Annotated in this window: 13 protein-coding genes and 1 pseudogene; 2 read left to right on the top strand and 12 right to left on the bottom strand. The window is 58.5% G+C overall.

Annotated features, from left to right (window positions below; all coding sequences use genetic code 11):
• Positions 1-295: 295 nt before the first annotated feature.
• The 4 genes from V5E99_RS21375 to V5E99_RS21390 form a co-directional block, all read right to left on the bottom strand.
• Positions 296-1,402, bottom strand: coding sequence for a class II histone deacetylase (locus V5E99_RS21375; RefSeq protein ID WP_499804240.1), 1,107 nt, complete (start codon positions 1,400-1,402; stop codon positions 296-298).
• Between the two features lie 35 nt (positions 1,403-1,437).
• Entirely contained in the window at positions 1,438-2,595 is a 1,158-nt protein-coding gene (locus tag V5E99_RS21380) for an MFS transporter (protein ID WP_499804241.1), read from the bottom strand.
• Between the two features lie 22 nt (positions 2,596-2,617).
• Positions 2,618-3,499 carry a transporter gene (locus V5E99_RS21385; protein WP_499804242.1) on the bottom strand — a complete coding sequence of 294 codons (882 nt, stop codon included), beginning with the start codon at positions 3,497-3,499 and terminating at the stop codon, positions 2,618-2,620.
• Positions 3,500-3,630: 131 nt separating this feature from the next.
• The gene (locus V5E99_RS21390; RefSeq protein ID WP_499804243.1) at positions 3,631-4,608 is read right to left on the bottom strand and encodes a helix-turn-helix transcriptional regulator; all 978 of its coding nucleotides are present in this window, start codon (positions 4,606-4,608) and stop codon (positions 3,631-3,633) included.
• Between the two features lie 260 nt (positions 4,609-4,868).
• Here V5E99_RS21390 and V5E99_RS21395 point away from each other — a divergent pair, with 260 nt between their 5' ends.
• Both V5E99_RS21395 and V5E99_RS21400 read left to right on the top strand, forming a co-directional pair.
• On the top strand, positions 4,869-5,840 hold the full coding sequence (locus tag V5E99_RS21395; protein ID WP_499804244.1) for a methyl-accepting chemotaxis protein: 972 nt from the start codon (positions 4,869-4,871) through the stop codon (positions 5,838-5,840).
• Between the two features lie 154 nt (positions 5,841-5,994).
• Positions 5,995-6,817, top strand: a pseudogene (locus V5E99_RS21400) (IS4 family transposase); the annotation flags it as partial.
• 122 nt (positions 6,818-6,939) lie between these two features.
• On the opposite strand, the gene V5E99_RS21405 reads toward V5E99_RS21400, so the two are convergent.
• From V5E99_RS21405 to modA, 8 genes are all read right to left on the bottom strand, one after another.
• Positions 6,940-7,542 (bottom strand): hypothetical protein, encoded by a 603-nt coding sequence (locus V5E99_RS21405; protein ID WP_499804245.1) that lies wholly within the window; start codon positions 7,540-7,542, stop codon positions 6,940-6,942.
• Positions 7,543-7,574: 32 nt separating this feature from the next.
• Complete coding sequence (locus V5E99_RS21410; RefSeq protein WP_499804246.1) at positions 7,575-7,859, bottom strand: hypothetical protein; 285 nt, start codon at positions 7,857-7,859, stop codon at positions 7,575-7,577.
• 307 nt (positions 7,860-8,166) lie between these two features.
• Positions 8,167-8,397, bottom strand: a complete 231-nt coding sequence (locus tag V5E99_RS21415) for a hypothetical protein (RefSeq protein ID WP_123408000.1) — start codon at positions 8,395-8,397, stop codon at positions 8,167-8,169.
• A gap of 131 nt (positions 8,398-8,528) precedes the next feature.
• A complete protein-coding gene (locus V5E99_RS21420) occupies positions 8,529-8,750 on the bottom strand; it encodes a hypothetical protein (RefSeq protein WP_499804247.1) in 222 nt (73 codons plus the stop codon).
• 196 nt (positions 8,751-8,946) lie between these two features.
• Entirely contained in the window at positions 8,947-9,978 is a 1,032-nt protein-coding gene (locus V5E99_RS21425; protein ID WP_499804248.1) for a DNA topoisomerase IB, read from the bottom strand.
• A 75-nt stretch (positions 9,979-10,053) separates the two neighbouring features.
• The gene (gene modC / locus V5E99_RS21430) at positions 10,054-11,133 is read right to left on the bottom strand and encodes a molybdenum ABC transporter ATP-binding protein (RefSeq protein ID WP_499804249.1); all 1,080 of its coding nucleotides are present in this window, start codon (positions 11,131-11,133) and stop codon (positions 10,054-10,056) included.
• Positions 11,134-11,136: 3 nt separating this feature from the next.
• A complete protein-coding gene (gene modB / locus V5E99_RS21435) occupies positions 11,137-11,817 on the bottom strand; it encodes a molybdate ABC transporter permease subunit (RefSeq protein ID WP_499804250.1) in 681 nt (226 codons plus the stop codon).
• A complete protein-coding gene (modA, locus tag V5E99_RS21440) occupies positions 11,818-12,585 on the bottom strand; it encodes a molybdate ABC transporter substrate-binding protein (RefSeq protein WP_499804251.1) in 768 nt (255 codons plus the stop codon).
• Positions 12,586-12,767 lie beyond the last annotated feature (182 nt).

Below are 12,767 nucleotides of genomic sequence, written 5' to 3' on the forward strand. Positions count from 1 at the left end.
GCATGGTTTCGACTGAGGAAAGCTACAACTTAAGGCAGCAGTGCAATATCGCTCATGGGTTTTCCTGGTCGATAACAAAGAAAAGCCTGAGGCTAATCCATAGGGTCGAATACGGCTTGTCTGCGGCTGCCGGGCTCTATGTCGGTGGCTGCCATAGCCCTTCGAAGCTTGCCCGGAAGTGCAATCAAGGTCCGACGTTTGATCTTGGGTGGCAAAAAACCGATGCCGGTCATGGCATCGGTTTGCGTGACGCACGGGCTCTTGAACTCACCCGGAAACTTGTCAGGACCAAGGCTCAGCGTGCGTCGGCCAACTCATCGATCAGATGCCGCTGAAACGCCGCGAACGCCTCTTTCGGTTGCTGCATCTGCACAAATGCCAGCAGGGGGTCTGTGACTTCAGTCCTGACGCCCACCAGTTCCTCGATGGCCGCCAACCCGCAAAACGGCACATAGGCTTCGGAATACCCACCTTCATGCACCAGAACGAGACGGCCGTGACACAAGCGTTCGGCGACTTTGCGCACACAGCGGGTCATTTGCCGGAACGAATCACTGTGCAACAGCATCCGGGCGAGCGGGTCGACGGCGTTGGCGTCGTAACCGCAGGCGACGATGATCAACTCCGGCTCGAAGCGCTCCAACGCCGGAATGACGATGCGCTCCATCGCATAGAGATAAGCCTCATGACCACTGCCGGGGGGCAACGGTATATTGATATTCGCCCCCAATCCCGCGCCACGGCCGCGATCGGCTTCACCGCTGTAACCGGCAGGGAAGCAGCCGTCTTGATGTAGCGAAATGGTCAGTACATCACCACGCTCTTCAAAGATGGATTGCGTGCCGTTGCCGTGGTGTACATCCCAGTCGATCACCGCGACTTTGCCCAGGCCACGGCGCGCTTTTGCGGCCTCGATGGCAATGGCGATATTGGCCAGGAAGCAGAAGCCCATGGCGCTGTCGGCGAGGCAGTGGTGGCCCGGTGGGCGTGACAGGGAGTAGGCATTGTCGACCTCGCCGGACAGCACGGCATCGACCGCGGCCATGGCCAGGCCGGCGGAGAGCCTGGCGATTTCATAACTGCCGGGCCCGATGGGCGCGTTCGGCCCCAATTCACCGCCCCCGGCATCGCTCATGGCCTTGAAACGTTGCAGGTAGTCAGGCGTATGCACCCGCAGCAGGTCGTCATGCGTTGCCGCATTGGCGCTTTGCACCAGTAGGTGTCGGGTCAGGCCGGAAACATCCAGCAGGCTCTTCAACCGGCGTTTGGTTTCCGGCGATTCGGCGTGGCCGGCAGCCGCAGGCGGTTGCACCCAACCGCCCACTGGCAAGGTCAAGGCGTGCAGTCCGGCACTGTGCCAAAGGCTGAGTTCGTCGAAGAAAAAAGCACTTTTTCGGCTCATCTTATTTTCCATTTTATTGAGGGTAAACAAGCTGCTCACGCGCTAGTGCGGGAGCTCAGAATCAGCACCAGGGAAAGCAATGTGATGCAGGCCCCTCCAATCAGCAGCGACTGGAAACCGCCACTAGCTTCGATCAGTCGGCCAGCCACTGTTGGGCCGATAGCCAGGCCACCGCCGATCACCAGGTTGGAGGCGTTCATCAGTTTTCCGGAATGGTCGAGGTCGGCCAGGCAGGCCAGAATCAACGGCAAAATGAAGGTCCATGTGAACTTGAACAGCAGCGCGGCCAGCGCAAAACGCAGCATTTCCGGTTGGCCCAGCAACATCAGCACCGAGCCTGCCATCAGCCCGTAACCCAGCAGCAACAACAGCAGGCGTGGCAGACAATTGCCGATCAGCGAGGCACAACCCGCGCCGACGATGCCTGTCATCGTGGCGATGGCAAGAATCTCGCCGCTGGACTCGGCAGAGAGGCCGGCGTGGGTGCTGATGGAACCGATAAAGGTCCAGACACCGCTTAGGCTGATGTAAAAACTCAGAATGCCAAGAATGCCCAGTGCGGCCTTCCACTTCGAAGCGAGGGCTACTCGCTCGGCGGCATTTTCAGTCGGTGGGCTGCCTTGGGGAAAGTATCGAGCCAGTGGCAGAAAGAGGGTCATCAGTCCCGCGAGAATCAAGTAGCAGGCTGACAGCCCGTAGTGTTCGAACAGGCGTGGCAGTATGCTCAAACCAATCGCCCCGACCACCAGTTGCCCCATCACCCATAAGCCATAGACGCGACCGGGGTTGGACGTCGATGCCGCGCTGGACAGGCAGATGATCATCAACGAACCGCCCGCCAGGGCACTGCAGAAGCGCAATGCCAGGAGCATCGAATAATCGTGGGCCAGCATCGACAGCAGGTTGGCTGCAATAAACAGGACCCCGGCCAGCAATGCGGCGCGGCGCCAGTCGACACGTTTGAGCCACCAGAGAGCGGGCAGGGTGGCCAGGCTCATGGCGCCGAGTTCAGTGGAGAACAGATCGCCGATCTGTGACGGGCTCAATTGCCATTGCGTCGCCAGTTGCGCCGCCACAGCTGGCGCGGTCATGAGGATGGTCGGGGTGATGGCGGCGAACAGCACAATGGCGGCCAGCAACGCCAACTGCGATGAAGCGAGCGAACGGGTCAACGGTTTGGTCTGGGTGTTCATGGTCAAACTCCGATGAATGAATTCAGAACACATGGACCAGACGCAGCAGCGCGTCGGTGCCGTGATAGCCGTTGTCGGTAGCGACGTTCTGCGAGAGGCTGAACATCAACTGATTCTGTTGATCGAGCCAATGACCGACTTCGAAACCCACCTGGGTGTAGCGCTTGTGGGTGTCGTCGATGCGCTGGTCATTGATGCGTAACTCACCGCCATCGGCGTGGATCAGCCGCAACGCGCCATAGGTGCTCGAAGTGAAGTCGTAGGATGCAAAGGCTTGCAGGCGATACAGCGGGTCCTGTTTCAGGTCGCTGCCGAAGTAGTCGTCGTTCTTGCCATAAAGTTGGGCTTCGAGGTTGGCTTCCAGCACCCATTTTTCACCGATGCCCTGGGTGTAGTTGTAAACGAAGGTGGCGCCCCAGCGATTGGCACTGGGTGACACGTCCGGATTTTTGCTGTGGTACTCGCCTACCGGCAGGGTAATCAGGGTCAGCAATCCGCTGTAGGTGCGCGAGGCGGGGTCGTTGATGAAAAACACCGTGCCGCCGACCTGAGGATCACCGAATCCACTTTCTCCAGTGTGCTGGCTGGCACCCGGCAGGCGTGCGTTGATGTCGGCGAAGGGCACGATGAACTGTGGAGTGCAGAGCGTGCCGCAGATGTCGGTGAAAAATACCTGGCGATAAGCCACAGCGTTGACCTTCAGGTCGGCCTTGCCGGTGCTGTCGGCCGGGCCGTGGAAATCGCTGGCGCGGCTTGCCGGTAAATACAGCACGCCCAGGGTGGTGCCCGAAGGGGCGCTGAAAAAATCCCGGGCGTTGAGGTCGGCGGCGCTGGCGTGCAGGCTCGACAGACCACCGATGAGGGCCAGTGCAGTGTTGCGGGTGAAGGTACTGGTCATGGGCATTGCATCTCTTCTTTGAGTTGTTGTGCGGCGAACGGATCGCCCGTAATTGGCAGAGGGGCAAAAAAAGGGCAAAAGCGGCCCGTGGCGGTCAAAAGGACCGCGAAAAAGTCAGCGCGAGTCAGCGGTGTAGATCAGTCAGGTGGGGCGTGCAGCAGATGGGCAATTCGGGCTTTGTCCTTGACCCCGAGTTTGCTGTAGATGGCGCGGATGTGGTGGCGCACGGTATTGGGCGACATGCCCAGATCGCGGGCGACTTCCTTGTAGGTCTTGCCTTCGCCGAAGCCCTGAGCGACATCGTTTTCCCGTGGACTCAACTGCACCAGCACGGTGCGGCTGCGAGCTGCCAGCAGGAACAGATCGCCGACCGTCGAAGCTTCGACCTGCAAGTGTTTGCCTTCGTAGCCCTGAGCGTCCATGGCCACCGGCAGGCAAGGTCCGGTCCAGTCCGGCCACTCGCTGAGCAGCAAATTGACGAAGCCATGTTCCGCGCAGTGCAGTGTGCCGCGCTGGTCGCATACGGCGAGCGCCAGATTGCGCGGGCTGGTGAGGGCTTCGCGCATGGCCACGAGGGTGCGAATCTGATTGGCCGATACCGCCGCCACCAGATGGAGCATGAGGTTGTTCAGCAACAGGCAATCGTGCTCGGTAAAGCGCGCTGCGTCGGGAGCGCGATACACCGTGAGGTGATCGCTGAGGTGGGTTTGCGGGTCGATGTACACAACGCACAGCAATTCGCCAATGCCATAGGACTCGCCGAGCCAATTGAGCCCGGGCCCGCTGGCGGGGGTGCGCATGTCGACGATGACGGCCTGTCCCGGGTTGTCGTGGACCTTGCCGACGGTCACATCGATATGGCGAATCGATTGCCAGTCCGGCAGGTAGCTTCGGGGCAGTTTGTAGAGGTAGGAGTTGTGTTCTTCAGGCAGCCCGTCAATCAGCGCCGCACGACCCCACCAGGCGCTGTCGAAGGGCAATAACTGGCTCATGCAGCTCAGCGCGGCGTGATGAAAATGCTCGATGTCTTTGTTCTGCGCCAGGCGCTGAAGCTCCAGTGTCATTGCGCTGAACGCTTCCAGGAGGCTGGCGTGACCATGATCATTACGGCTCATTCGTAGGTACCTCTGTGCGACATTCTTATTGTTTTCGTCACGAAGTCATTAAGGACCGGAACGTCGTTCGGACGTGGGCAGAGCCTGAGGACGAGTATCGGCGGGTTGAGAGAGGATCGCTATCCTACAGATGCACGATGGCTCGCTCCTACAGGGGGGGTGGCAGGCAGAAGCAAAAAGCTCAGCAGTCTCGTTCAAGTAATCTGCATCACTTTGCTATGAGATTCTGAGTGTCGACTCGATTAGCAAAGGACAGACGGATGTTCTTCAAGAAAAATAAACCGATGCTGCAACTGGCTGAGATCCTGACGCGATTGCTGGCCGATGAGGTGCTTGAGGCACAAGCGCTGGACGCCTGGCCGCAGGTGCGGGCGTGTCTGGAGCAGCTCGCGCAGTACAGAGCGCAAGCCAGCCAACGGCTTCTTGCGGCCGAGGAGTTCGCCAGGGATCAGGCCGCTCGATTGCAGCGCGGTGAACAAGCGCTTGAAGCGTTGCGCCTGCAACTTGAGCAGGGTCAGCAACGCGAAAAATTAATCGAGACCGAGTTGAGTCGGCACGCTCTGCTGTCACGTCAGCATCAGCAGGAAACGCAGATCTGGGAACTGTTGCAATCGACATTGACCGAAGGCTGCTGGGACATCACCGTGGTCAACGGTGACGTTCAGGACCCCGGCAGCCGGATGCGGATTTTCAGTCAATTCCGCCACCTCATGGGGTATTCCCCACATGAGTTGCCCGACGGCTGGGATGCTCAAGTCAGCATCACTCATCCTGACGACTTGCCGAAGATCATGGCGATCTTTGACCGGGAGATTCTCGCCGTGCAAGGCAGTGGTGAGTACGTGTTTGAGTACCGGATGCGCCACAAGACACGTGACTACATCTGGTGTCGAGAGCGTGGCCGAGCGGTCCGCGATCAGCAGGGACGGTTGGCCCGGGTGATCGGTGCGGTACGTGATATCAGCGATGAGCAGTCGGCGAGGGCCGCCCATCACCAGTTGCTTGAGCAGAATCAGGCAACGTATGGCCAGATTGCGACGGTGGTCAGCGTCATCAAGGGCATCGCCGACCAGACCAACCTGTTGGCCTTGAATGCTGCCATCGAAGCGGCCAGGGCAGGTGAGGTCGGGCGCGGGTTTTCAGTGGTGGCCGATGAAGTCCGCAAGCTGGCGGAAAATACCCGCCAGGCGACGCATCAGATTCAGACCATGTTGCATCAGCACAAACAGTAAATCTGTTCAGGAGCTGCACCCGGCAGCTCCTGAACGGGGTCAGAAGGCTACCGCCACCGTTAACTGGCTGTAGACGTTGGTACCGTAGCGCTCTTTGGGCGTCAATCCGATCAGCGCATCTTCACCAGGCTGCATATTGGCAACGGCCATTTGCCTGGTGGCGTTGATGAATGTGCAGTGGCACGTGATTCTGGATGCCCAACTAAGCCCTTACAGTCGCAGTGAAATGCGCTTGGCCGACGAGTTCTTGCAGCAGATTCCCGACCACTCGGTGACGCTGTTCGACAAAGGGTTCTGGGGCGCGGAGCTACTGTCCAGCCTGAGCAGCGCAGGCATCAACCGCCATTGGTTGATCCCGGCAAAAAAAGGACTGGTCTGTGAGGAGGTGGCCCGTTACAGCCAGCACGACCGTTTGGTGCGCATGAAAGTCTCAGCGCAAGCCAGAAAGCGAAATCCAACTCTTCCAACGCACTGGGAGGCACGCGAAGTCAGCAAGAAATTCAAGGCAAAGTGAAAACCGTTATGACGTCGCTTCCAGCCAAGACCTACAACACCAAGGTCGTTGCCAAGCTTTATCAGGAGCGTTGGGAGATTGAATTGGGCTTCAGAGACATCAAGAGTTCGATGCAACAGAACGCGATGACTTTGTGCAGCAAGAAGGTCGATCTGATCTATCAAGAAGTGTGGGGGCTACTACTGGCTTACAACGTGATTCATCGAGAGGTCAGTCAAGCAGCGGTGGCGTTTGGCCGAACCCCCTCGGACATCCGTTTCAAACCGGCTTGTCAGTACATCGCCGTGCAACTGATCGTGATGGCTGCGGCCAACCCTCAGCCACAGGGAGAAGGTTGACTGAGTTAAGAGCTGGGACTGGAGGGCTGTTTCTGGATCACCGTCCAAGATCTTCAAGGCCAAGGACGGTGAAAATTTCGAAAACCCCGTTTCCAGTAGACCGAAAGGCTGCTCCGCTTAAGTGAACAGCATTACGCTCATAGAGCGGCGTTGTTGTATGTGCATGATTTGTCGGGCGGCATCGAGGAGAGGTCAGGATCTAGACATTCGTTCCAGCGCTTTCTGCGAGCTACGTCTAAACCCATTCTCAAGGCCGTAGGTGCAGGCAAGAGAACATTGGAGAAATTAGCCGCTGGTCGAAAAGCAATACTCCATCCGGCGTGTGGGCTGAAGTGTGGGCTGTGGCGTTTTGCCAAAACCCAGAAACGACAAAGCCCTGAATAATTGGGGCTTTTTCGGTACAAATATGGCGGAGGCGATGACATCTCTTATTGTGTCTCAAGTCCTCCAAGTCCTCCAAGTCATCCTGGCGTATCAAGATATCAATGAGCTTGTCGCCCAACAGGTTCCAACTGCGGCCCGTTTCTGTTTCATGGGGTGCTCTACTGCGTTCCAGTCGTACCATTGGAAAAATCCACTTACCGAAGGACCCTTCCGCATGGATGACCGCACCCGAATTTTCCATGGCGATTACTTGGTGGAATCCGGTAGCAACGCTCATTACTGAGTCCGCTCGCAGACTAAGGGTACACATAGAGGTAGAAAAATTTTCGACCTGAAAATTTCCCTTTATTTTCAATAACAATAAGAAAGGTTCGATTCCGGCTTCGGCACCATATATATCAAAGGCCTGCATGAGGTTTCTCATGCGGGCCTTTGTCGTTTCAGATCTGATGGTTTTGACAGGCATACTGATTCAGTGATGTTACGGGCGGGTCCGCGCTAAACGAAAGCTTGCCCGGTAAACCCTCTAGGTAATCTCTGTAGCCCTGCCATCGCAGTCAGCCGTTGAGTCCATTCCGCCCGCCAATCATTGGCAGTATGAGTAACCTTAGCCTTGCGCGCGGCGCGTCTTGCCGCATTGCGTTCGTCTTTGCGCGCGTCCTTGAATGCATCGGTGTTGCGGCAGCTTCGGCATTTCACTTGGTTCAGTATTTTGCTCGATACCAATTTTTCGCCTGTGTGACCACAAGCCAGATGCCCGCCGACTTTGAAGTGAGTGACCATTGGAACGTCTCCTTCGTGACGTGTATTCGTTGGACCTCTCACCGGCAGCAGCGTTCGTTAGGGCAATCCAGGGCAAAAAAAAGGCCCGCATGCGGGCGGGCCAAGGGATTCTTCAAAGGAGTGATCTCACAGTAGGGCTTGAGTTGTGAACGCCATGTGAAAGGGATGTCGCAAAAAAAAGCCCAGTGCCAGGCTGGGTTGCGGTGTGGCAGGAGGCTATCAGGCAGGCAGGGTCGTCGGTGACGATGGTGTCGCCGTTCATGCTTCCTGAGTCAGGCCTGTCCTTGAATCGACTGTCCGGGGCAAATTATCTGAACCGGGGCAGCGGCGGTTCGACCGGGCGCAGAGAAGACAGCGTGCTGCGAATCAGCGGCGTGTCTTTTTCGATGTCGTTTAGCCGGTCACGAATTTTCAGCGCCGTCGGATGCCCGCCTTGATGATCGACCCAGTCGGCAATTTCCTTGCAGGCGGCGGCGAGACGAGCCTGACGGGAGTCAAGCAGGGTGAGCAGGGTGGTGATGGACTCTTTTTCGGACATGGCGAAAACACCTCCTTCAAAGAAACCTGGCAGATGGCAGCAAAAAGCCCGCGGGTGCGAGCTCTCTGCCGATGGGGTCGCCGGTCCTTCAGCTGATTTGAGTATAGACCCGGTATGAAAAAGTGAACTTTTCAGCCTTGCCGGGCCGTCACTTGCGACCTGATGTTGAGCTGATGGCATTCACGTCGGGCGTCTTCTTCGAGATCGAAGCCATCGCCGATGAAGCCCTGGGTACGGGTGTCGGCGATGCGATACCAGACGGCCGCATCGGGTGGTGCGTGGCTGACTTCTCCGGCTCGGCGGCCATGGATGATGATCTTGTTGCAACGTTTCACAACGAAAATGTCTTCCATGGCACCACCGTAGCTGATTCGTGTTCAGATCAACTATAGAAGCCCTTGGCGATCGTGCAAAAAATAGACAGGTCAGTTCGTCGGTTGTGCGTCTGATCAATCACTCGGCCTGCGCCGTAGGAGCTGCCGAAGGCTGCGATCTTTTGACGTTGATTTTTAAAAAACAAGATCAAAAGATCGCAGCCTTCGGCAGCTCCTACGGGGCGGTGTTGAGCATCTGTTCCAGGTACATTGCCAGGCCGACCTCTTCGACCCGCAGCCCTTTTCTGACGCGCGGTCGAGGCAGTTTCGCCAATGAACCCAGAAGAAACCCATCCACCACCGCCGGGTGGATGTAGCACTTGCGGCACACCGCCGGGGTGTTGCCCAACTGTTTGGCGACGTTCTTCACCATCTCGACCACATGTCGTTTGGCATCGGATTCCGGTTCCCATTGCAGTTCTCGCAACACCGCCAACGCCTGCACGCTGCCAGCCCAGGTGCGGTAATCCTTGGCGGTGAAGTCGGCGCCGGTGAGGGTTTGCAGGTAAGCGTTGACGTCCGAGGAACTGATGGTGTGTCGCTCGCCGTTTTCGTCCAGGTACTGAAACAGGTTCTGTCCGGGGATTTCCAGGCAGCGTTTGATAATCCGCGCCAGGCGTCGGTCTTTCACGGTGATCTGGTGTTCGACGCCACTTTTGCCCCGGAATTGGAACAGGATCGCGCTGCCGTTGACTTCGACATGGCGGCTGCGCAGGGTGGTCAGGCCATAGGAGCGGTTGTCCCGAGCGTATTGGGTGTTGCCGACGCGGATCAGTGTTGCATCGAGCAAGGTAATGATGGTGGCCATGACTTTGTCGCGGCTGAACCCCGGTGCCGCCAGCAGCGCTTCCAGTTGCTGGCGCAGTTTGGGCAGCGCCATGCCGAACTCCCGCAGGCGCGAGTATTTGTCGGCGTCGCGTACTTCGCGCCAGCGGGTGTGATAACGGTATTGCTTGCGACCCCGAGCATCGCGGCCGGTGGCTTGCAGATGGCCGCGCGGGTCGGCGCAGATCCACACCTCGGTGTAGGCGGGCGGCACCGCGAGGGCATTGATGCGTTTGATTTCGACGGAGTCGCTGATCCGCTGGCCCGCCGGGTCGAAATAGCAGAATTTACCGCGCAGCTTTTTACGGGTGATGCCGGGCTGGGTGTCATCGACGTAATGCAGGTCCGGCGGCAGTACGTCGGTCAGCGCAGTATCGGGCATGGCGGTGGTCCTGGGCGGCGATTCAAGGGCTTGTACAGCCATTGACCGCGCGCTATCGCCATGGTGCCGGCGGATTTAGGCGAGCACCGCCACTGCTTTGATTTGTGCCCAAAGTTTCTGGCCGGGATGGATGCTCAGTTGGTCGCGGGAATAGCGGGTGATCCGCGCCAGCAGCGGTGTACCGGCAGCGTCCAGCCGAATCAGCACGTGCGCTGCGTTGTCCGCGCCGAGTTCGCTGATCACCGTGACCGGCAAGCGATTGAGGATGCTGCTTTGCTCGATACCGTGCAGGCTCAGACTCACGTCCCGTGCCTGCACTTTGCAGCGCAATGCCTGGCCTTCGACCATCGGTGAATGGGGCACGCGCAGGTTCAGGGCGGCGTCCGGCAGTTGCAGGGTCAGCAATTGATACTCAGCGTCGTAGACGCTGACCCGGCCCTCGATCACCACGCCCGCGTCGTCACCCAGCGCCAGCGGCAGGTCAAGGCGCGCCAGGGTTTCGCCAATCGGGCCGCAGGCCAAGGCCTTGCCCTCGCTGAGTAGCACGATGTGGTCAGCCAGCCGCGCGACTTCATCCTGGGAATGGCTGACGTAGAGCACCGGAATGTCCAGTTCATCGTGCAGCCGTTGAAGATACGGCAGGATTTCGTTTTTGCGTTGGCTATCCAGCGCCGCGAGCGGTTCGTCCATCAGCAGCAGTTTGGGGCTGGTGAGCAATGCACGGGCGATACCGACGCGTTGGCGCTCGCCGCCGGACAGGTGTTGCGGATGACGATCCAGCAGGTGGCCGATGCCCAGCAACTCGGTCGCGAGGGCCATATCGACCCGGCGCTGGGATTTCGGAATGCGCTTGAGGCCGAATTCCAGATTGGCCAGCACCGACAGGTGTGGAAACAGGCTCGCCTCCTGGAAGACGTAGCCGATGGCCCGTTTGTGTGGCGGGACGAAAATGTTGTTGCGGCTGTCCTGCCAGACCTCATCGTTGATCTGGATGAAACCTTCTTCGGCTTTTTCCAACCCGGCAATGCAGCGCAGGCAGGTGGTTTTTCCCGAACCGGAGTGACCAAACAGCGCGGTGACCCCGCGACCGGGCAATTGCAGGTCCACGTCCAGGGCGAACCCCGAATAATGCAGTTTCAGGCGCGTTTGAATCATCGATCAACTCCAGCCCGCTTTGGTTTTACGGCTGGAGTAGAGCGCCAGCAACACCAGGAATGAAAACACCAGCATGGCTCCGGCCAGCCAATGAGCCTGGGCGTATTCCATGGCCTCGACGTGATCGTAGATCTGCACCGAGACCACGCGGGTCTTGTCCGGGATATTGCCGCCGATCATCAGCACCACGCCGAACTCGCCGACGGTGTGGGCAAAGCCAAGAATGGCGGCGGTGATGAAACCGGGGCGAGCCAGCGGCAGGATCACGCTGAAAAACGTGTCCCAGGGATTGGCGCGCAAGGTGGCGGCCACTTCCAGCGGGCGCGCGCCAATGGCGGAAAAAGCGTTTTGCAGAGGCTGCACCACGAACGGCATCGAATACAGCACCGAGCCGATCACCAACCCTGCAAAACTGAAAGTCAGGGTGCCCAGCCCCAGTGATTGGGTGAACTGGCCGACGAACCCGTGAGGGCCGAGCGCCAGCAACAGATAGAAACCAATCACTGTGGGTGGCAGCACCAGCGGCAGGGCGACGATCGCCCCGACCGGACCGCGTAACCAGGAGCGGGTACGCGATAGCCATAACGCAATCGGAGTGCCGATCACCAGCAGGATGACGGTCGTCAGGGACGCCAGTTTCAGGGTCAGCCAGATGGCGGAAAAATCGGCACTCGATAACGTCATTTAGAGTTGGTAACCGTAGGACTTGATGACAGCAGCGGCTTTCGGCCCTTTGAGGTATTCAACCAGTGCCTTGGCGGCCGGGTTGTCTTTGCCTTTGTTGAGGATCACCGCGTCTTGTTTGATCGGGTCGTGCAGGCTCGCCGGAACGATCCACGCCGAACCGCTGGTGACTTTGCCGTCTTTATAGATTTGCGACAAGGCGACAAAGCCCAGTTCTGCGTTGCCGGTGGAAACAAACTGGTAGGCCTGGGTGATGTTCTGGCCTTCGACGATCTTGTCCTTGACCTTGTCGGTCAGACCTTCTTTGGCCAGTACCTGGGTCGCGGCCAGGCCATAAGGTGCGGCTTTCGGGTTGGCGATGGACAGGTGCTGGTACTCGTTTTTCTTCAGTACTTCGCCCTTGGCATCGACGTAACCTTCCTTGGCCGACCACAACGCCAGGGTGCCGATGGCGTAGGTGAAGCGCGAGCCTTTGACGGTGTCGCCTTCGGTTTCGAGTTTTTGCGGGGTGGTGTCATCCGCCGAGAGGAACACTTCGAATGGCGCGCCGTTTTTGATCTGGGTGTAGAACTGACCGGTTGCGCCATAGGCCGCTACCAGTTTGTGCCCGGTGTCTTTTTCGAAATCGGCAGCGATGGCCTGGATCGGCGCAGTGAAGTTGGCAGCGACAGCTACCTGGACTTCATCCGCTTGGGCCGAACCGAAAGCGAATACAGCGAGCAGGCTGGCCAGGCAGGTGGGGGCAAAACGTGAGGCACGAGTAGTCATGAAACAGCTCCGTGGTGGGCGAGTGCAGTGGGCAGTTTTTTCGGGGGTGACTGCGCCGATGCGAGGGGTGAAACGCTATATATCCGAATATATAGCGAAATGCCTGTAAACGGAACTTGCCGAATGCGCGTGTGCGAAGTTGACGCATGGATGCCTGTGGCGAGGGGGCTTGCCACAGGTTG

Origin of the sequence: Janthinobacterium sp. LPB2021202312-11-4 (assembly GCF_037049705.1) — a bacterium.
Lineage (GTDB): Bacteria > Pseudomonadota > Gammaproteobacteria > Pseudomonadales > Pseudomonadaceae > Aquipseudomonas.